This is a genomic window from Micromonospora sp. NPDC006431 (genome assembly GCF_042870725.1).
Classification (GTDB): Bacteria; Actinomycetota; Actinomycetes; order Mycobacteriales; family Micromonosporaceae; genus Micromonospora.
In genome coordinates, this window is the sequence record NZ_JBIAHQ010000001.1 from 641238 (window position 1) to 660630 (window position 19393).

At 72.8% G+C, this 19393-nt stretch carries 19 protein-coding genes and 1 tRNA gene; 8 read left to right on the forward strand and 12 right to left on the reverse strand.

Translation table 11 applies throughout. The annotated features are described in order from the left end of the window. Positions 1-49 precede the first annotated feature (49 nt). Positions 50-1786, reverse strand: a complete 1737-nt coding sequence (locus ACFYM6_RS03125) for a metallophosphoesterase family protein (RefSeq protein WP_387271677.1) — start codon at positions 1784-1786, stop codon at positions 50-52. 134 nt (positions 1787-1920) lie between these two features. Between ACFYM6_RS03125 and ACFYM6_RS03130 the strand changes: the two genes are divergently transcribed. After that, positions 1921-1997, forward strand: a tRNA-Thr gene (locus tag ACFYM6_RS03130). 122 nt (positions 1998-2119) lie between these two features. Here the strand turns inward: ACFYM6_RS03130 and ACFYM6_RS03135 are convergent. The 3 genes from ACFYM6_RS03135 to ACFYM6_RS03145 form a co-directional block, all read right to left on the reverse strand. Further along, on the reverse strand, positions 2120-2656 hold the full coding sequence (locus tag ACFYM6_RS03135) for an SRPBCC family protein (protein WP_387271679.1): 537 nt from the start codon (positions 2654-2656) through the stop codon (positions 2120-2122). A gap of 88 nt (positions 2657-2744) precedes the next feature. Further along, positions 2745-3419, reverse strand: a complete 675-nt coding sequence (locus ACFYM6_RS03140; RefSeq protein ID WP_387271681.1) for a hypothetical protein — start codon at positions 3417-3419, stop codon at positions 2745-2747. 133 nt (positions 3420-3552) lie between these two features. After that, positions 3553-4170, reverse strand: a complete 618-nt coding sequence (locus tag ACFYM6_RS03145; RefSeq protein ID WP_387271682.1) for a pyridoxamine 5'-phosphate oxidase family protein — start codon at positions 4168-4170, stop codon at positions 3553-3555. Between the two features lie 162 nt (positions 4171-4332). On the opposite strand from ACFYM6_RS03145, the gene ACFYM6_RS03150 reads away from it, so the two are divergent. From ACFYM6_RS03150 to ACFYM6_RS03160, 3 genes are read left to right on the forward strand one after another with little or no spacing between them, the layout of a single operon-like run. Further along, positions 4333-4836 carry a DUF2231 domain-containing protein gene (locus ACFYM6_RS03150; RefSeq protein ID WP_387271684.1) on the forward strand — a complete coding sequence of 168 codons (504 nt, stop codon included), beginning with the start codon at positions 4333-4335 and terminating at the stop codon, positions 4834-4836. Beyond that, positions 4833-5372, forward strand: coding sequence for an Hsp20/alpha crystallin family protein (locus ACFYM6_RS03155; protein WP_387271686.1), 540 nt, complete (start codon positions 4833-4835; stop codon positions 5370-5372). The genes ACFYM6_RS03150 and ACFYM6_RS03155 overlap by 4 nt, the downstream gene beginning before the upstream one ends. 7 nt (positions 5373-5379) lie before the next feature. Then, positions 5380-6486 carry a glycosyltransferase family 9 protein gene (locus tag ACFYM6_RS03160; protein ID WP_387271688.1) on the forward strand — a complete coding sequence of 369 codons (1107 nt, stop codon included), beginning with the start codon at positions 5380-5382 and terminating at the stop codon, positions 6484-6486. Positions 6487-6544: 58 nt separating this feature from the next. Here the strand turns inward: ACFYM6_RS03160 and ACFYM6_RS03165 are convergent, their stop codons facing one another. Both ACFYM6_RS03165 and rfaE2 read right to left on the reverse strand, forming a co-directional pair. Further along, positions 6545-7429 (reverse strand): glycosyltransferase family 2 protein, encoded by an 885-nt coding sequence (locus ACFYM6_RS03165; RefSeq protein WP_387271690.1) that lies wholly within the window; start codon positions 7427-7429, stop codon positions 6545-6547. Continuing rightward, entirely contained in the window at positions 7426-9282 is a 1857-nt protein-coding gene (gene rfaE2 / locus ACFYM6_RS03170) for a D-glycero-beta-D-manno-heptose 1-phosphate adenylyltransferase (RefSeq protein WP_387271692.1), read from the reverse strand. The genes ACFYM6_RS03165 and rfaE2 overlap by 4 nt, the downstream gene beginning before the upstream one ends. Before the next feature lie 132 nt (positions 9283-9414). Between rfaE2 and ACFYM6_RS03175 the strand changes: the two genes are divergently transcribed. Together ACFYM6_RS03175 and ACFYM6_RS03180 are read left to right on the forward strand one after the other, a co-directional pair. Then, a complete protein-coding gene (locus ACFYM6_RS03175) occupies positions 9415-9951 on the forward strand; it encodes a type 1 glutamine amidotransferase domain-containing protein (RefSeq protein WP_387271694.1) in 537 nt (178 codons plus the stop codon). A 117-nt stretch (positions 9952-10068) separates the two neighbouring features. Next, positions 10069-11745 (forward strand): MDR family MFS transporter, encoded by a 1677-nt coding sequence (locus tag ACFYM6_RS03180; protein WP_387271696.1) that lies wholly within the window; start codon positions 10069-10071, stop codon positions 11743-11745. 90 nt (positions 11746-11835) lie between these two features. On the opposite strand, the gene ACFYM6_RS03185 is transcribed toward ACFYM6_RS03180, so the two are convergent. After that, positions 11836-12327, reverse strand: a complete 492-nt coding sequence (locus ACFYM6_RS03185) for an NUDIX domain-containing protein (protein WP_073839077.1) — start codon at positions 12325-12327, stop codon at positions 11836-11838. Positions 12328-12410: 83 nt separating this feature from the next. On the opposite strand from ACFYM6_RS03185, the gene ACFYM6_RS03190 reads away from it, so the two are divergent. Further along, positions 12411-14060, forward strand: coding sequence for a fatty acid--CoA ligase (locus ACFYM6_RS03190; RefSeq protein ID WP_387271698.1), 1650 nt, complete (start codon positions 12411-12413; stop codon positions 14058-14060). A gap of 184 nt (positions 14061-14244) precedes the next feature. On the opposite strand, the gene ACFYM6_RS03195 is transcribed toward ACFYM6_RS03190, so the two are convergent. The 5 genes from ACFYM6_RS03195 to ACFYM6_RS03215 form a co-directional block, all read right to left on the reverse strand. After that, positions 14245-15258 (reverse strand): NADPH:quinone reductase, encoded by a 1014-nt coding sequence (locus tag ACFYM6_RS03195; protein WP_387271700.1) that lies wholly within the window; start codon positions 15256-15258, stop codon positions 14245-14247. A 203-nt stretch (positions 15259-15461) separates the two neighbouring features. Beyond that, positions 15462-16211 carry a MerR family transcriptional regulator gene (locus ACFYM6_RS03200; protein WP_387271702.1) on the reverse strand — a complete coding sequence of 250 codons (750 nt, stop codon included), beginning with the start codon at positions 16209-16211 and terminating at the stop codon, positions 15462-15464. A gap of 93 nt (positions 16212-16304) precedes the next feature. Then, positions 16305-16958, reverse strand: a complete 654-nt coding sequence (locus ACFYM6_RS03205; protein ID WP_387271704.1) for an HAD family hydrolase — start codon at positions 16956-16958, stop codon at positions 16305-16307. Between the two features lie 31 nt (positions 16959-16989). Next, positions 16990-17847 carry a hypothetical protein gene (locus ACFYM6_RS03210; RefSeq protein WP_387271871.1) on the reverse strand — a complete coding sequence of 286 codons (858 nt, stop codon included), beginning with the start codon at positions 17845-17847 and terminating at the stop codon, positions 16990-16992. Positions 17848-17986: 139 nt separating this feature from the next. Further along, entirely contained in the window at positions 17987-18649 is a 663-nt protein-coding gene (locus ACFYM6_RS03215) for an FKBP-type peptidyl-prolyl cis-trans isomerase (RefSeq protein WP_387271706.1), read from the reverse strand. Between the two features lie 239 nt (positions 18650-18888). Here ACFYM6_RS03215 and ACFYM6_RS03220 point away from each other — a divergent pair, with 239 nt between their 5' ends. After that, positions 18889-19281, forward strand: coding sequence for a PPOX class F420-dependent oxidoreductase (locus ACFYM6_RS03220; RefSeq protein ID WP_387271708.1), 393 nt, complete (start codon positions 18889-18891; stop codon positions 19279-19281). Positions 19282-19393 lie beyond the last annotated feature (112 nt).

Genomic DNA, 19393 nt, shown 5'->3' on the forward strand with positions numbered 1-19393 from the left:
TCTTTTGGCGCCGCTAACCTCATGATCAACACTGCTTGGGGGTGGGCGGTCAGCGGAGGACGATGGGGGGTTCGGCTAGGCGGGGGGTCAGCGGGGCCTGGGGGGTCAGCCAGGAGGCAGTGGGGGACTGGTCCGGGTTCAGCCGCCAGGCGTGGCAGACCTTGTCCACGGCGATCGGGTAGATGGTCAGCGTGCCGTCCGGGTCGATCCGGAACCGGAGGAACGCCTTCGAGTCCTCGATGCCCTGGCCGGCGAAGAGTTCGTTGACGTTCACCCCGAACGACCCGGCCACCAGCAGGTAGAGCGCCACCAACTGACTGGCGACCAGCCCGATCACCGGCCCGTACAGGACGGCCGCGGCGACCGCCGGCAGCGGCCACGGCCAGTCGTAGAAGGGCAGCTTCAGCCAGAGCCAGGTGCCGCCGGCGGCCAGCGCGATGTGGGCGAGCCCGTGGCTCACGCCGAGGATCCAGTGCCGGGCGTGCCGTTTCCCGCCGGCGCTCGGCGGCTTCGCGAAGAACGCCGCGCTGAGCATGGTCACCACCAGCATGATCACCAGCGGGACACTGAGCAGCCGCTGCTCGGTCGTGCCCACCTGGTTCGCCGTCACCCCGGCCATCGCCAGCATGAGCAGGGTGTGCAGCGTACCGAGCAGGGTCGCGAAGCCCGGGTTGCGGAACGGCAGGCGGGCGAAGATGCCCCAGCCGTAGCGCCGGGAGCGGGCCTTCTCCGGGTAGCGGGCCGCCAGGTCGTACTCGCGGGTGCGGCTGGCGCGACGGGACAGCGTGTCCCGCGGCGGCACGTCAAGCCGCTCCGGGAGCATGTGCGTGGGGTAGAGGTAGGCGCCACCGGACCCGCAGGTGATGAGCTGCCGCTCCGGGCCGGTGTAGCGGGCGTAGTGGTGCAGGTCGCCGGAGATCAGCAGCCGCACCTGCGCCCCGGTGGGGGCGATGATCGTACGGATGAAGTAGTCGATCGAGTCGTACGCCGTGGGATGGTCCGCGGCCTTGACCCAAGTGGGCGCCGGGACCGCCAGGATCACCTTCGACCGCGGGGTGAGCTTCCGGGCGACCTCGTCGAAGTAGGTGAGCTGCGGGTCGTCCAGGTAGGACCCGGACTGGTCGTCGATGCCGAGCAGCCACCAGTCGGCGGGTAGCTCCACGGCGAAGTACGAGCGGGACTGACCGGTGCCCCAGCCGGCGAAGTGCCGGTCCCGGGACCGGACGAACAGCCGCAGGAAGGCGGTCAGGCCGTCGTACCAGTCGTGGTTTCCGGGGACCGCGAAGAGCGTCGGCCGCTCGGGCGGCGCCAGCGGCAGGGCGGCCTGATACGGCCCCTTGCACCGGTCCTCGTACGCCTCGTAGGCCGCCGACGGGTAGACCTGGTCGCCCCCCATCACCAGGGTCTGCGCCCGGGGCAGCCGGTGCCCGTCGACCTCCAGCTCCGGCTGGGCGAGCAGGTACGCCACCGAATACGTCGCGTCGAAGCCGTCACCCAGGTCGGCCACATAGTCCAGCCAGAGCCCGCCGTCCGGCCCGACCTGCCGGAACGTGCCGTCGCCGAACGCGTTCTGCAGCTCACGCTTGTCCAGGTACGCCCCGAACAGCATCGCCAGCAGGGTACGCAGGCCGGTGCTGATCAGCAGCAGCGGCGCCAGCCACGGGACCGGTTTGCGTGGGGTGAACCCCAGCTCCAGCGGGTTGAGGCTGCGCGGCCGGCGGGTCGCCCGCTCGCCGGGATGAGCTTCGGGGAGCGGCGGCTGCGGCGGTACCTGATCATCGCTCACCGCCGCAGGGTAGTCCCGCCCGCGTGCGAGCGCTGTCCGGCGAACGACCGAACTTCTCCTCGATGTCCGGTTCGGCGAGAGTGGGGATCCCGTTCGGCTCCGGGCCGGGGTGTGCCGTACACTTGACGATCGTTGCCGCCTTAGCTCAGTCGGCTAGAGCGACGCACTCGTAATGCGTAGGTCGACGGTTCGATTCCGTCAGGCGGCTCCATAGAAGGGCCCAGGTCACCGGCTTGATCGCCGATCATGACCTGGGCCCTTTACTCGCCGTCACGAGGCCGAGCAGCCAAACGTGCCCGACCGCGGGGCTCGCTCCGGCAAGAAGGTGAATGGTCAGCGTTCGGAGGCGCGGGGCCTGCCGTCGTCACCCAGTGAGGACGCGGCGTATTCCACGCCGGGCGTGCCGAGCGTGCGGCCCTCGTCGATGGTGCCGCGCCAGGCGCCCGTCGCGGTGCCTCGGCTCTCGATGTACGACTTGAACTTCTCCAGGTCGGCCTCGGCCCGCTTCTCCACGATGCGCAGCTTGTCGCCGGACTGCTCGACCAGCCCCTCCGGCGCGTACTCCATGCAGAGCCGAACCTGGGTGCGGCCGGTGCCGATCGGCTGGAAGTAAACCGCGCCGGCGTTGGTGGCGCCGCTGGTGGCCGCCCAGGCCACCTTCCGGTCCGGCACCTGCTCGAGGACCTTGGCGTCCCACTCGCGCTTCACGCCGGCGATCTCGGCGATCCAGTGCATCCGCTGGTCGTCGAGCTGCCGCACCTCGTGCACGCCGCCCATGAAGCGGGGAAACTCCTCGAACTGCGTCCACTGGTTGTACGCGGTGCTGACCGGCACGTCGACTTCGATGGACTTCTCGACCTTGGTGGTCATGGATTCCTCCTCGTCGTTCTGACGTCCGTACTCAGATCCGTACCCACTGGGGAGGCGCTGAATCGAGACGGGTGCCACGCCCGCCGGCTCAGCCGTCCTCGCGGTCCGGGTTCTCCAGCCGGAAGAAGTTGCTCTGCGTCCTGTCGGAGCGCTCCTCCTGGTAGATGAAGTTCAGCCGCCGCTCGTCGAACGCGCGGAGCCACTCCGCCCAGCTGATCTCGCGCAGCCGCTCGTCGCGGCCGTTGGCCGGGAAGTCGAACCGCAGCACCCCCGGGTGCCCGTCGTGCTCGGTGCCGTCGACGGTGACCGGGACGCCCTTGCGCGCCTCCGCCCAGCGCCGGATCACGTCGTGGTCGGTGGTGACCAGGCTGCGGCCGGGCCGCTCCGGCTCGTCGTCCACAGAGGTGATCTCCTGGGCGTACCGCAGCGATTTCGAACTCTGTGAACCGGTGCGGACGCCGCCCGGCGAGGTCTTCTTGTCCGCTGCGGAGCCGGCGCGCGCCGTGGAGCCGCCGGCCCGCGCCGACGTGCTCTTCTTCGCGCCGTCACGCATGCTGCGCACCAGCGCCTTGACCAGGTCGCCCTTGCGCAGCTCGGCGGTGCCGGTGACGCCGCGTCGGCGGAGCCGGTCGCGGAGCTGTTCCACGGTCAGCCGGCCGATCTCGCTCTCATTGACGTCGGGGGTGTTCGGGGTCTGGTTGCCCGGCGGGTTCGTGGTCGCGGTCGAGCCGCTGCCGCGCCCCGAGCTGTTCTTCGTGGGCATCGCACCTCATCCTCTCTCGACCCGGGTTCCAGGGGTTCCGGCGCCGCGTTGACGCGGTGGGCCGTCCCTGGATCAGTACCCCCAGCCGCCCGCCCAAACGTGAGCCACCGGTACCCCGGGGTGAGAGGCGGGATCAGGAGTAGATGGTCTGCACGTAGTGCGGTCCGTAGTGGCGTTCGAGGTCGACGAGGCTCTCGGCCGGGGCCTCCACTTCCTTGACCAGCCGGGCCCGGGACGGCAGGACGTCGGGCTGCCACGTCTCCGGCTGCCACAGCTGGGAGCGGAGGAACGCCTTCGCGCAGTGGTAGAAGATCTGCTCGATCGCCACCTCGACCGCCAGCACCGGGCGGTGTCCCTTGACCACCATGTCGGCGAAGTACGGCGCGTCCCGGACCAGCCGGGCCCGCCCGTTGATCCGCAGCGTGTCGGTGCGGCCGGGGACCAGGTAGATCAGCCCGACGTGCGGGTTGGCCAGGATGTTGCGGTAGCCGTCGGCGCGCCGGTTGCCGGGCCGCTCGGGGATGGCGATGGTCGCCTCGTCCAGCACCAGTGTGAAGCCCGGCGGGTCGCCCTTGGGGGAGACGTCGCAGCTGCCGTCCGCGTCGGCCGTGGCGACCAGGCAGAACGGCGAGGCGGCCAGCCACTCCCGGTCCCGCGCGTGCAGCACGGTGCGCTCCTTGGCCAGCGCCCGCTGGTTCGGCGTACCCAGCAGCTCGCGCAGTTCCTCCGGTGAGGTGATCTCTACGGTCACGTATTCCTCCCCCGTCCGTTGACGTCGATGGCGTTTCGGCCCGCGACCGGCCGGTTTCCGCCATGGTCAGCCTAGGCGTGCGCGTCGAACGCGAGGTTTGCCCCCGGGCCGGCCGGGTACGGCTTGACCCGCAGCCGCCCGGATGCGACCGATGGAGGCCCGATGGAGAGCCGACTGAAGGTGCTCGGTCACCCCGTGCACCCGATGCTGGTGATGTTCCCGGTGGCGCTCCTGGTCACCGCGCTGATCTTCGACGTGGTCGACACCGTGGGCGGGCCGAGCTTCTTCGGTGAGGCCGCGTACTGGAACATCCTGGTCGGCCTGATCGGCGGCGTGCTGGCCGCGGTGGCCGGCTCCTTCGACCTGTTGGCCCTGCCCACCGGCACCCGCGCCAAGCGGGTCGGCCTCGCCCACGCGGGCGCCAACATCGCGGTGATCCTGCTCTTCGCCGCGGTCTGGGTGGTCCGGCTGAACGCCGAGTACCGGGCCGCCGGGGGTGCCCTGCTGGCCATCGAGGTGGTCGCCGTGGCGCTCCTCGGGATCAGCGCCTGGCTCGGCGGCGAGCTGGTGGACCGGCTGGGCGTGGGCGTCGACCCGGAGGCCGACCTGAACGCGCCGAGCTCGCTGCGCCCCTCGACACCCGAGCGGATCGGAGACATGCGATGACCGAACAGTCCGGTGGACGTGGGTTCTGGCGCGGCCGCCAGCAGGGCTGGGACCCGATGGGCGAGCTCCAGTCGCTGCGCGCCGAGTTGCGCCGCCTGGTCGGTGGCCGGGCCGGTCCGCCGGAGGTGGAGCTGGGCGAGACGACCGACGGCTGGGAGGTCGTCGTCCGGCTGCCGGGCGTGGCACCGGAGGAGGTGGCGGTCGAGCTGGACGACCGGGAGCTGTGCGTACGGGCCCGCTCGGAGGCGGAGGTCAACGCCGACCACGGCATCCAGGGCGGGTTCGAGACGCGCGGCTTCGAGTACCGGGTGGACCTGCCGTCCCGGGTGGATCCCGACCGGATCGACGCGGTGATGGACCACGGCCTGCTCCGGGTGCGGCTGCCCCGGGCGGCCCGGCCCACGCCGCGCACCATCACCGTCGGCCGCACCGGCCTCCGCCCCGCCACCGTGGGTACGCGGACCCTGGCCGACCCGGCCGCCGACCGGGAACTGCACCACCCGGACACCACGGTCGACGAGATCGACCGGCCGTAGGGGTCGTGTGACCACCCCGTCGGTGCTCGGCCCGGTCGGCGAGCGCGTACCCGACGTCGAGCGGATCGCCGTGCTGCGGGCGAACGCGCTCGGTGACTTCATCTTCGTCCTGCCGGCGCTGGAGGCGCTGCGGGCCGCGTACCCCGGGGCGGAGCTCGTGCTGCTCGGCGCGCCCTGGCACGCGGTGCTCTGGCGCGACCGCCCCGGCCCGGTGGACCGGGTGCTGGTGGTGCCGCCCGCGCCCGGCATCCGCGACGCCGGGCCGGACGAGCCGCCGGCGGAGCTGGCGGACTTCCTGGCGGCGGCCCGCGCGGAGCGGTTCGACCTGGCGGTGCAGCTGCACGGCGGCGGGGCCAACTCCAACCCGCTGGTCGCCGGGCTGGGCGCCCGGGTCACCGCCGGGCTGCGCGCCGAGGGTGCGCCGCCGCTGGACCGCTGGATCCGGTACGTCTACTACCAGCACGAGGTGATCCGCTACCTGGAGGTGGTGGCCCTGGTCGGGGCGTCTGCCACCACGATCACCCCGACGCTGGCGGTCACCGACGCCGACCGGGCCGAGGCCCGGCAGGTGCTCGGCGTGCCGGAGCGGCCCCGGGTGGCGCTGCACCCGGGGGCGACCGACACCCGGCGGCGCTGGCCCGCGGACCGCTTCGGCGAGGTCGCCCGCGCGCTGGTCGGCGACGGGTACGAGGTGCTGGTCACCGGCACTCCCGCCGAGCGGGAGACGGTGGACGCGGTGGTCGTGGCGGCCGGCGTCCCGGTCCGCCCGCAGGTCGGCACGCTCAGCCTGGGCGGGCTGGCCGCCTGCTACGCCGGCTGCGCGCTGGTGGTGTCCAACGACACCGGGCCGTTGCACCTGGCCGCCGCGGTCGGCGCGCCCACCGTGGGCGTCTACTGGATCGGCAACCTGATCAACGGCGCCACGCCGCTACGGGCCCGGCACCGCCCGATCGCCTCCTGGACCACGCACTGCCCGGTCTGCGGCGTCGACTGCACCCCGGGGATCTACCCGCACCGCCCGGGCGACGGCGACTGCCCGCACCGGGACTCGTTCGTCGCCGACGTGCCGGCCGTCGAGGTGGTCGAGGCGGCCCGCGAACTGCTGGCGGACTGACCGGCGCGGCACGCCGGCCCCGCCGACGGGCGAGCGGCGGGCCGGGGCGGGCGAGCGGTCAGGCCGGCTGCGGGCTGTCCGAGGGCTGGTCGATGAGGACGACCTCCCACGCCTCCACGTCCCGCTCGGTGACGGTGGTCGGCGACTCCAGGTGGAAGGCCCCGCTGGGCAGCACCCCGGCACCGCCGTGTCGCTCCAGCACCGCGAGCTGGGCGGCGACGTCCTCGCCCTGGTGCTTCTCGTGCAGCCGGCGCCAGAACTCGAAGCCGCCGGAGTCGATCAGCTTCGCCCGGTCGTAGAGCACGCAGCCGCCGATCCAGGAGACCTTGTACGCGCGCCAGGCCCCCGCCGGCAGCCGCAGCTTCTCGGTCACGTGCAGCAGGTTCGCCGCCGGATGGATGGCCGCCCGATCCCACTCCGGCGTGCCCGGGCGGACCCGCTCGGGGACCGGCCGGCCGGGCCACTCCTCGTAGTGCGCGTGGGTCTCGGGGCGCACGTCGTCGGCGTAGGAGAGGCCGTGCACCGCGTTGCCGACGAACCCGCAGCCCAGCTCGCTGATCGCGGTGAGCAGCCGGGCGAGGGTGCCCGGCTCCAGCCAGACGTCGTCGTCGAGGCAGAGCACGTACCGGGCCGTCGACTGGCGCAGCAGGTACGCCCGGTGTTCCGCCAGCCCGCGTCGGGGCAGCCGCCGGGTCAGCAGCACCGGGTGGCCCCGGTGGCGCAGCGCCCGGACCAGGGTGGCCGCCGCCGGGTGCGCGTACGCCGGGCCGTTGTCGGACTGGTCGCTCACCACCACCCCGAAGTCGGGTACGCCCTCCTGGGCGGCCAGCCCGGAGAGGGTGACCGCCAGCTCGGCCGGCCGGTTGCGGGTGGGGATCAGCACGTCCAGCTGCCGCGGCCGGCGGAAACCGTCCGGCGTGCCGGGGTCGAGCGGTCGGTTCACGCCGGCCTGCCCGTGCTTCGGCCGACGGTGGGCGTGACCGACTGGGCCCGGATCCGGTCGATGATCGCCGAGGTGGAACGGTCCGGCACGTATCCGAGGGTGCGCACCTGCCCGCCCAGCCGGCGCACCAGCGGAGCCTCCGGGACCATCTCGGGCGGGTAGTCGCCGCCCTTGACGTAGACGTCCGGGCGGACCGCCTCGATCAGCGCCGCCGGGGAGTCCTCCTCGAAGACCACCACGTGGTCGACGCACTCCAGCGCGGCCAGCAGGGCGGTCCGGTCCTCGACCGGGTTGACCGGTCGGTCCGGCCCCTTGAGCCGCCGTACGCTCTCGTCCGAGTTCACCGCCACGACCAGCAGGTCGCCGAGCGCCCGGGCCTGGGTCAGGTAGCGGACGTGCCCCGGGTGCAGCACGTCGAAGCAGCCGTTGGTGAAGACGATCGAGCGTCCGGCCCGGCGGTGCTCCTCGACGATCGCGGTCAGCTCCTCGGTGCCGACCAGACTCGGATGGCCGGTCTGCTCCGGCCCGCTGCCCAGCGCGTCGAGCAGGTCCTCCCGCCGGCACACGCAGGTGCCGGTATCGGAGACGGTGATGGTGGCGGCGAGCTGGGCGAGCTGGGCGGCGGTGGGCAGGCTCGCCCCCGCCGCCAGCGCCAGGGTCATCGCCGCCAGGTACGCGTCTCCCGCACCGACGGCGTGGCTGGCCGGGACCGGGGTGCTGTGGCTGCGCCGGGGCTCGCCGTCGGCCCCGCCGACCACCGCACCCTCGGTGTCCAGGGTCACCGCGACCACGTCCGCGCCGGTGTGCGCGCGCAGTTCGGCCAGGCGCGACTCGGCCAGCATCGCCCGGTCCACGCCCTCGCCGGCCGCTGCGTTCACGGTGACGCCCGTGCCGGTCACGCTGAGCCCGTCCCCGGTGAGCGCGACGCGCTCCTCGCCCGGGGTCGGCTCCCCGGTCGGTCCGGGGCCGGCCGCGCCGGGGTGGCCGACCGACGGCGCGCCGGAGGTGGGGTGCGGGGTGCCGACGGTCCGCTCGCCCGCCCCGCCCGGTGCCGCGCCGACGACCAGCTCGGACGGGCCGTCGACCGGGTCGGCCGGGTGGTCCAGGTGCAGGTCACCGGCGGTGGCGCCGCGCGCGGAAGTACGGCTGCCGCCGCCGAAGCCGACCGCGGCCCGGGCCAGCAGCCGGGTGGCCTCGGCGAAGCTCGGGGTCACCACGGTCGGGTTGAGGCCGCGCCAGTCGGCGAGGTCGTGCGCGTCGAGGGCCACGGTGGCGTAGCGGTCCCGGTTGGCGACCAGCCAGGCGCGGACCGCCCGGGGCAGCGCGCCCAGGCCGTAGTCGCAGACGACCAGGGTGAGCGGCCGGCCGGCGGCGACGGCCTTCAGCTCCTCCGTGGCGCAGTGCAGCGCGGTGAGCAGCCGGGCCACCCCGTCGTCGTCGAGCGCGTCGTCCGGCTCACCGGAGTCCTCGCGGAGCAGGATCTGGTTGCCGGCGAGCATCCGCCGCTTCACCGGCGTCGGCCGTCCGGTCTGGTTGACCGTACGGTCCCAGACGCCCGCGCGGTCGAGGCAGTCGTGCAGTTCGTCGCCGGCCGCGTCGGCGCCGACCGGCGACACCAGCACGGCCCGGCCGCCGAGGGCGGCGACGTTGACCGCCGTGTTCGCCGCGCCACCCGCGGCGGACGTACGGCGGCGCAGGGTGAGGACCGGGGCGGGGGCTTCCCGGCAGAGCCGTTCGGACTCCGCGAACCGCCACTCGTCCAGCATGGCGTCCCCGACGATCAGCACGGGACGCCCCTGCCAGCTCTCCACGACGGTGGCGAGCCGGCGCTCTTCGGCTGCTGCTCCTGCCATGTTCCCTCGGGTCCCCCGAGCCGGTCCCGTCAAACCTGCCCTCGCGCGGTCCGGGGGCCACGCCGGGCGTCCGGTTTCGCCCGCTTGAGCCCGGGCACGGATTGAGAGGACCCCTGGAGAGGAGAAACCACCATGGCAGCGACACTGCAGGGCAAGCGGATCGCGTTCCTGGCCGCCGACGGCGTGGAGGAGGTCGAGTACACGAAGCCCCGCGAGGCGGTGGAGCAGGCCGGCGCGCGGGTCGAACTCGTCTCGGTGCGGCCCGGCTCGATCCAGTCGTTCAACCATCTGGACCAGAGCCGGACGTACGCGGTGGACGTGACGACGAAGGAGGCGGACGCCGGGGCGTACGACGCGCTGGTGCTGCCCGGCGGCGTGGCCAACCCGGACTTCCTGCGGACCGACCCGGACGCGGTCCGGTTCGTGAGGTCGTTCTTCAGCGCCGGCAAGCCGGTCGGGGTGATCTGCCACGGCCCGTGGACGCTGGTCGAGGCGGACGTGGTGGGTGGCCGCCGGATCACCTCGTGGCCGAGCCTGCGCACCGACCTCACCAACGCCGGCGCGGCCTGGGTCGACGAGGCGGTCGTCACCGACCACGGCCTGGTCAGCAGCCGCAAGCCGGACGACCTCCCGGCCTTCTGCGCCAAGATCGTCGAGGCGTTCGCCTGACCGTCCGCCCTCGTGGAATATGAGGTTGGCGGCGGTTGCGGAGATCGACATCGGCGCCAACCTCATGATCGGCCCGTCTCGGGGGCATGTTCTGCGGGACGTGGGAAAGAACGCGGGATGACTGCCCAGGCCAACGGTCGTCCCGTGCTGCACGCCCGCCAGGTCCGCCTGCTGATGTTCGGTCTGATGACCGGCATGCTGCTGGCGGCACTCGACCAGACCATCGTCGGTACGGCGCTGCCGACCATCGTCGGCCAGTTGGGCGGGATCAACCACTACTCGTGGGTGGTCACCGCCTACCTGCTCGCCTCCACCGCCTCCACCCCGCTGTACGGGAAGATGGCCGACCTTAACGGCAGACGCCCGGTCTTCCTCTTCTCGATCGGCACGTTCCTGCTCGGCTCGCTGCTGGCCGGGCTGTCCCAGAACATGACCCAGTTGATCGTCACCCGGGGCGTGCAGGGGTTGGGCGCCGGCGGCCTGATGACGCTGGCGTTCACCATCATCTCGGACGTGGTCTCCCCTCGGGAACGTGGCCGCTACCAGGGCCTGTTCGGCGCGGTCTTCGGCATCTCCTCGGTGGCCGGGCCGCTGGTCGGCGGCTACTTCGCGGAGACCAACTGGCGCTGGATCTTCTACATCAACGTGCCGCTGGCGATCCTGGCCATCGTGGTCTGCTACCACGTGATGCGGCTGATTCCGTTCGAGCGGCGGGAGCACGCCATCGACTGGCTCGGGGCGGCGTTGCTGGTCGCCGGGGTGAGCAGCCTGCTGCTGGCGCTGAGCTGGGGCGGCAGTCAGTACGCCTGGGGCTCCGGCGTGATCATCGGGCTGTTCGCGGCCGGCGCGGTGCTGGGCACCCTCTTCGTGCTCCAGGAGGCCCGGGTACGCGAGCCGATCCTGCCGCTGCGGCTGTTCCGTACCCGAACGTTCACGCTGGCCAATGCGGCGGGCTTCGTGCTCGGTCTGGTGATGTTCGGGTCGATCATCTTCATCCCGCTCTACCTCCAGATCGTCAAGGGCGCCTCGCCGACCCGCAGCGGTCTGCTGATGCTGCCGATGATGGCCGGCATCATCGTCACCTCGGTGCTCACCGGCCGGGCGATGAGCCGGATCGGCCGCTACAAGTGGTTCCCGGTGGCCGGCAGCGCGGTGCTGCTCGCCGGCATGCTGCTGTTCACCCGGCTCCAGGTGAACAGCTCGCTCTGGGCGGCCTTCGGCTACATGGTGGTGATCGGCGTCGGGCTGGGCCTGTGCATGCAGTCGCTGATCCTGGCCGTGCAGAACGCGGTGCATCCGCGGGACCTGGGCGCCGGCACCTCCTCGGCGACCTTCTTCCGCTCCCTGGGCGGCTCGTTCGGGGTCGCCATCCTCGGCGCGGTGCTCTCGTCGCAGCTCACCCACCAGCTCGCCGACCGGCTGCCGCCCGCCATCGCGCAGCTGCCGCCCGCTGAACGGGCCATCGTGGCGGCCCGGGGCGGTGCCCACATCTCGATCAACGAACCGGGGACCATCCTCGCCCTGCCCGCACCGGTCCGGGCCGCGATCCAGGCCGCGTTCGTCGATTCGCTGCACCTGGTCTTCCTGACCGCCGGACTGATCGCCATCATCGCGGTGCTGGTCACCCTGGCCCTGCCGAACCACCAGCTGCGCGGCACCGGCCCGCAGGGCGCCACCGGCGGCGCGGATCCGCTCGGCGGCAAGGCCGCCGCCCCCGGCGGCAAGCCGCTGACCAAGGAGTCGAAGGACGAAGCCGCCGCCGAAATGGAGGCCAAGTCCCAGACGATGCTCTGACCGCCGCCCTGTTGATCAAGGAGTTAGCGTCGGCTACCCGCTTCGGCCCGACGCAAACTCCTTGATCAACGCCTGAAGGGCGGGCGGGGGTTACTTGAGGATCAGGCGGTTGGTTTGTTCGAAGACGTCCAGGTCGGCGAGGGTCTCGATGACGCTGGCGGAGAGCGGGGTGGGCAGCTCCTCCGGGTGGAAGAAGCCGGCGTCGTCGGTCTCGTCGGTCACCCGCGCCAGCTCGCCGTCCCACTCGTCCACGCGGAACGCGGTGGTGAAGACCTGGTACGTGTGGCCGTACATGTTGGTGTGGGTGCGGTCGGGGCCGGTGTAGAGGGCGAAGGCGCTGACCCGCAGGGCGCGCAGCCCGGTCTCCTCGCGGACCTCCCGGACCGCGCAGTCGGCGATCGACTCGCCCAGCTCCATGGCGCCGGCCGGCAACGCCCACTGGCCGTTGTCAGAGCGCTGGATCAGCAGCACCCGGGCGGCGTTGTCCCGGACCACGGCGCGGGCCCCGACGAACATCAGGGTGCGGTCACCGGCCAGGGCGCGCAGCTGCCCCACGTACGAGTCGGCCCAGGAGATGCTCACCCGGACAATCTACGCAGTTTCCGCTGCCGGCTCGGCCAATCCGGGGCTTCCGTGGTGTGACCGGCGACACTAGTTTGCTACCCATGCGTAGCACGATGATGGATGCCCCCCTTCAGGTCGCCCGGATCCTCGAACACGGCTCCACCGTGCACGGCACGGCGGAGGTAGTCACCTGGACCGGCGCCGAGCCCCGTCGGATGACGTACGCCGAGGTCGGGCGGACCGCCGCCCGGCTGGCCCACGCGCTGCGCGACGAGTGCGGGGTGACCGGCGACGAGCGGGTCGCCACGTTCATGTGGAACAACAACGAGCACCTGGTGGCGTACTTCGCGGTGCCGAGCATGGGTGCGGTGCTGCACACCCTCAACCTCCGGCTCTTCCCGGACCAGGTCGCCTACATCGCCAACCACGCCGAGGACCGGGTGGTGCTGGTCGACTCGACGCTGATCCCGCTGCTCGCCCGGGTGATCGGGCAGCTGACCACGGTGCGGCACGTGGTGGTGGTCGGCGGCGGGGACCCGGCACCGCTGGTGGCGGCGGCCGGCGACCGGATCGCCGTACACCACTGGGACGCCCTGCTGGCCGACCGGCCGGACAGCTACGACTGGCCCGAGGTGGACGAGCGGGACGCGGCCGCGCTCTGTTACACCTCCGGGACCACCGGCAATCCCAAGGGGGTCGCCTACTCGCACCGCTCCATCTACCTGCACTCGCTGCAGATCTGCATGCCGGAGGGCTTCGGGCTCGGCCCGACGGACCGGGAGCTGGCCATCGTGCCGATGTTCCACGCGATGTCCTGGGGTCTGCCGTACGCGGCGTTTCTCTCCGGCGCGTCGCTGATCATGCCGGACCGGTTCCTCCAGGCCGAACCGATCGCCGCAATGATCGCCGCCGAGCGCCCCACCCTGGCCGGCGCGGTGCCGACCATCTGGACCGACCTGCTGACCTACCTGGACAGTCACGACGTGGACACCTCCTCGCTCAAGGAGGTGATCGTGGGCGGCTCGGCCTGCCCGCCGGCGCTGATGCACGCCTTCCACGACCGGCACGGCATCGAGGTCATCCACGCCTGGGGGATGACCGAGATGTCGCCGCTGGGCTCGGTCTCCCGGCCGCCGGCCGGCGCGACCGGCGAGACGGCCTGGCGCTACCGCTACACCCAGGGCCGGGTGCCGGCCGGGGTCGCCGCGCGGATCGTCGGCCCGCTGGGCGAGCCGCTGCCCGCCGACGGGACCTCCGTGGGTGAGCTGGAGGTCCGGGGGCCGTGGGTGACCGCCCGGTACGTCGGGGACGAGACGCAGGACGCGGAGAAGTTCCGGGACGGCTGGCTGCGGACCGGGGACGTCGGCATGCTATCGCCGGACGGCTACATCACCCTCACCGACCGGGCCAAGGACGTGATCAAGTCGGGGGGCGAGTGGATCTCCTCGGTCGAGCTGGAGAACGCCCTGATGGGGCACCCGGCGGTGCTGGAGGCGTGCGTGGTGGGCGTACCGGACGAGCGGTGGGACGAGCGGCCGCTGGCCACCGTGGTGGTCCGGGAGGGCGCCTCGGTCACCGCCGAGGAGTTGCGGGACTTCCTGGCGAAGTCGGTGGCCCGCTGGCAGTTGCCGGAGCGCTGGGCGTTCATCGACGCGGTCCCGAAGACCAGCGTCGGCAAGTTCGACAAGAAGGTGGTGCGTTCCCGGTACGCGGAGGGCGGGCTCGAGGTGCGCGAACTGGCCGCGCCGTAACACTTTGCGGCGTAGCGTCGCTGGACGGGTAGAGACTTCCTCGTAAGGACATCTCTCCCCAGAGGGCGGCCCCGGCGTTCGCACCGCGCCGGGGCCGCCCGTCCATGCGGGGCGACCCGCACGTCCATTCTCGCGAAACTTGTTCGCCTCTGTCCCGATGTCAGAGAAATCCGTTTCGCGTTTATTACGCCTCGGCCGTGGCGATCAGCACCTTGCCGACCGCGCCGTCCTCCACCGCCTTGTGCGCCGCCTGGGCCGCCGACATCGGGTAGTGGTGCAACGGCAGCCCGGCCTCCTCGCCCACCCGGATCGCCCCCTGCGCCACCGCCGCCGTCACGTCGGTCACCGCCTGCGCCTTGGCCGCCTTCGGCGCCGTGTAGATCAGCACGAACTGCCAGCGGGCGTTCGGCACCATCAGCGGCCGGATCGGCAGCGTCACCTCGGACCCGCCGTCGTCCGCGTAGACGCAGACCGCGCCCCCGGTCCGCAGGATCTGCACGTCCGCCGCCGCGTTGACGGCCGCGGCGACCTCGACGATGGTGTGCACCCCGTCGGGCGCGATCTTGCGGACCTCCTCGGCCACGTCCTGCTCGCGGTAGTTGATCACGAAGTCGGCCCCGGCCGCCGCCGCGAGCTGCGCCTTCTCCGGGGTGCTCACCGTGGTGATCACGCAGGCGTCGGCCCAGCGGGCGAGCTGGATGGCCGCGTTGCCCACCGCGCCCGCCCCGCCCTGCACCAGCACCACATGGTCGCTGAGCGCGCCCGCGTGCAGCTTGTCCGGCATGAACTCGCCGGCGGTGAGGCACCGGTGCGCGGTCAGGAACGGGATGCCGAGGCAGGCGCCGAGGTCGAAGGAGGCGGAACCGAGGCGTACCGCGTGCCGGACCGGGACCAGCGTGTATTCGGTGGCGGTGCCCCAGGGCCGCTGCCAGGCGGCCTCCCAGAGCCACACCCGGTCACCGATCAGGATCTGGTCGACACCCTGGCCGACCGCCTCGATCACCCCGGCACCGTCCTGCCCGGGGATCTGCCAGCCGGCCGGGAGCGGCCACTGCCGGCGGGCCTTCCAGTCCGTCGGGTTCACCCCGGACACGGCCATCCGCACCAGCACCTCGCCGGGGCCCGGCTCCGGGATCGGGCGCTCGGCCACCTGGAGCACCGAGACGTCGCCGTTGCCTTCGTACACGATCGCCTTCATCGCCGTCCGTCCCCTCACCGCCGACACGTGCGCCACCGGCTGCGCTACCCGGACGCACCCTGATCATTCCGATCGGACGCGCCGGGGAAAACGTACAACGCGGTGGTCGGCGGTAGGAGGGGTGTGATGCGGGACATGCCGGCACCAGGCGCGGTCACGCGGGACGGGTGGGCCGGCCGCGGTTCGACCGGCCCACCGGCACCTCAGCCCGCGGCCACCGACCGCTTCACGTAGTCGATCAGCTCCGGCGTCGGGCCGCCGTGCTCCTGGGCGATCTCCGTGCTGTTCTCCGCCTGCATCCGGTAGAGCGAGTCCCGCAGCCCCGGGTCCCCGCCGTGGAACGCCTCCAGCAGCTCCATCCAGCGCGTGGCCAGCGCCCGCACCCGCGGCTGCGCGGGGTCGGTCCCGGCGTCCAGCTCCGCCTGGACCTGGGCGATCAGCCGCGGCCACTCCTCCGCCACGCGGCGGATCGCCGCCTCGCCGAGCTGCTCCCGCCGCTGCGCCAACGCGGACAGTTGCTCCTCGGTGAAGTAGTTCCGGATCGTCTCGTCCACCCTGGTCACCTCCTCGATCAGGGCGAGCAGGTCCACGGGCGTGGCACCCCCGGCGGCGCGTACGGTGGGCACCAGCGCGGCCAGCCGGTCGCGCAGGCCGCCCAGCGCGGCGAGCTGCCGTTCCACGTGCGCCAGGTGCTCGTCGAGCAGCTCGGCCAGCTCCGGGCCACCCGATCCGCCCCCGTCCAGCAGCACGCCGATGGTCTCCAGCGGCAGGCCCAGCTCACGCAGCGCGACGATCCGGTACAGCCGGTCCACGTCCCCCTCGGCGTAGAGCCGGTGGCCGGCGGACGTCCGCGCGGACGGCCGCAACAGCCCCACATGGTCCCAGTGGTGCAGGGTCCGGACGGTGAGCCCGGTGCGCCGGCACAGCTCGCCGATCCGCCAGGTGGACGCCACGTCCCACTCCCTCTCGCAGCGCCGCACCCTGCGGCGACCGGAATCCGACGCTAGGACCTGACGTCGCGTCAGGAGCAAGTCGTCCCGCGGGCTTCAGCCGAGCCGCTCGACCACCGCTGGGGTGAGCGCGTCGATCGAGGGCAGCAGCACCGCCGCCAACGCCTCGGCGTCCGGGTCCAGCGGGTACGACCCGTGCGGCACCGCCACCACCCGCATCCCGGCGGCGGCCGCGGACCGGACCCCGTTCGAGGAGTCCTCGATCGCCACGCACCGGGCGGGATCCACGCCGAGCCGCGCCGCCACGCCCAGCCAGACGTCCGGCGCCGGCTTGCCCCGGGCGGTCTCCTCGGTCGACAGGGCCGCCCGGAAGGCGTCGGCCAGGCCCGTGGCGGCCAGCGCCGCCGCGATCAGTCGGGTGGGAGAGGAACTGGCCAGCCCCAGCGGCCAGCGCGCGGCCAGCCGGCGCACCACCGCGTCGGCGTCGTCGATCAGCGGTACGTGTGCCGCGTACCGCCGGGTCATCTCCGCCACCACCTCGGTGGCGACCTGCTCGGCGGTGCGGTCCACGCCCAGCTCACCGCTCAGATAGGCGGCCCACTCGCCGGTGCTCATCCCCATCAGCCGGCGCTGGGTGTCCGGCTGCCAGGCGCCGCCGTGCGCGGCCACGTACGCCCGCCGGACCTCCTCCCAGACCGGCTCGGAGTCCACGATCACGCCGTCCAGGTCGAAGAGCACCGCGTCCACCATGAGCCCATCCTGCCGGACCCCGGCGGGCCGGTCAGCGGGCCGGGGCGGTCGCGTCCCCGGTGGGGGTGCGCGGGGCGGGCAGGCCGATCGGGCTCTGCCGGGGAATGATCGTGTGGCACCGGCTCGCGATCGGTTCGAGCAACTCGCGCAGCCGCGCCGTACGCTCCGCGCCCAGCGTCCGCCACGGGCCGAGCGCGGCCCGGTCGGTGGCCTCCTCGACCGCCCGGAACGTCGCGGTGCCGTGCTCGGTCGGCGCCCGGTCGGCGGTCAGCCAGCCCTTCTCCACCAGGCGCTCCTCGGCGGCGGCCCACTCCTCGTCGGTCCAGCCCCGGGCCATCTGGTGGAACTCGCGGGACTGGTCGAGCCGGCACCGCCAGGCCACCACCTCGACCGGATCCAGCCCGGTGGTGACCAGCGCCGCCACGTGCCCGTCGCCCCGGTGCTCGCGCAGCGTCGTGGCGGCCTGCCAGAGCCGGGCCAGCGGGTATTCCCCCCGGGGCAGCGCGGCGTTGACCGCGCCCAGCACCCGGCCCGCCGTCTCGACCCGCCCGGCCGCCTCCTCCAGCAGCTCCGCCGCCTCGACGAGGTGCGACTCGGTCAGCTCGTAGGTGAACTCGGCCAGCGCCTGCACGGCACCGGTGAGCCGGGCGCGCAGCGCCTCCTGCGGGGTGGCCAGGCGCCACACCGAGGGGAGCGCCCGGGCCACCATCGGCGGCGCGAAGCTGAAGAAGGCGGCAACCACCACCGGCGCGTCCACCGCCCCGAGCGGGGCGGCCCGGCCGGCGAAGTAGCCCCGCCAGTAGCCGCGCAGCCCGACCGCCTCGTACGCGGCGCGGGCCCGGGGGTGGAAGTAGGTCACCGCGTGGACCGGCTCGAAATGGGTCCACATCAGCCGGGCCAGCCCCGGGTCGTCCAGCGCCGCCACGTGCACCTCCGCGTCGGTGGGCAGGTCGCCGCGGACGGGTGGACCGCCCACGGTGACCATGAACCTACTGCCGCTGGGTGACGGGAAGGAAGCCTGCTGTGACCTACTGCGCGGCGATCACGTCAACGACGAAGCGCAGCGGGCCTGCGGGGCGACCACCCGACGCGTCGTTGCCGTACGCCAGCTCACCCGGGATGTCGAGCTGCACCCGGCTGCCCACCGGCACGCCGACCAGGCCCTGGTCCCAGCCCGGAATGACCTGGCCGACGCCGATCCCGAAGGTGGCCGGCTCGCCCCGGCCCCAGGAGGAGTCGAACTCCTTACCGTCCTTGTAGAACACCCCGACGTAGTTGGTGGTGATCTGCTGGCCGGCCTTCACCGCCGGGCCGTTGCCCTTGATCAGGGTGGTGACGTTGAGCTTCTTCAGCTCGCCCTTGCCCGCGCCGACCGTCGGCTTGGTCTTCAGCGCCGGGTCGGCGTCGGCGGGAAGCTGCGGTGCGGCGGCGGCGGTGGGCTCGACCGGGGCGTCGGCGCTGGCCGACGGGGCGGCGGCGGTGCTCTTCGTGTCGTCGTCCCCGTTGTTCAGCCAGACGATGCCGCCGATCAGCGCGGCGACCGCGAGGACACCGACAAAGGCGCCCAGCATCGACTGCCGGCGGCGCCGCGCCTCGGCGGCCTTCTTCGCCGCCAGCTGGGCGGCCAGTCGCCGCTCCGCCTTGGTGCCCGGGCCCTGGCCCGCCGACCGGTTCTGCACACGCTCGCTCACGTCGACTCCCCTGCTGGGTGGGTGGTGCGGCCCGCCGGCCGCTGTCGAGACCAGCGCACACGGTACCCGCCCGGACGCCCGCGGTGCTCCTACGGCCGGCTCCGATTCCGACAGCTCGGCCTTCCACGGGCACCAGCGTGATGTCGGTGACGAACGACGCGACAGGGCGGTGGGCCGTCAACGGGCGTGGCGACGGCGAACGACAGCGACACCGGACTCACCGGAGTACGTTCACGACCATGGCGATCCTCACCGAAGTAGACCTTGCCCTGCTCGCCGAGCCGCAGCTCGCGCACGTGGCGACCATCGAGCCCGACGGCACCCCGCACGTCACCCCGGTCTGGGTGGACACCGACGGCGAGCACATCGTGTTCAACACGGCCGTCGGCCGGAAGAAGTACCGCAACATCGAGCGCAACCCGTCGGTCGCGGTCTCCGTGGTGGACAAGGCGGACGACTTCCGCACGCTCTGGGTGAAGGGCACCGCCGAGTTGATCACCGAGGGTGCCGACGAGCACATCGACCGGTTGGCGAAGAAGTATCTCGGGCAGGACACGTACCCGTTCCGCCAGCCCGGCGAGGAGCGGGTGATCGTCCGGGTCACCCCCACCGAGAAGCTCGGCCGCGGCTGAGCCCACGGAGGGCCCCTCATCAACGCCTCCGGTAGAGCAGGGGTCCTCTACCAACACCGCGACGGCCACCCTGTGGTTCGGCCAGGAGACCAGCTGAGTGCGCACTTGGGTC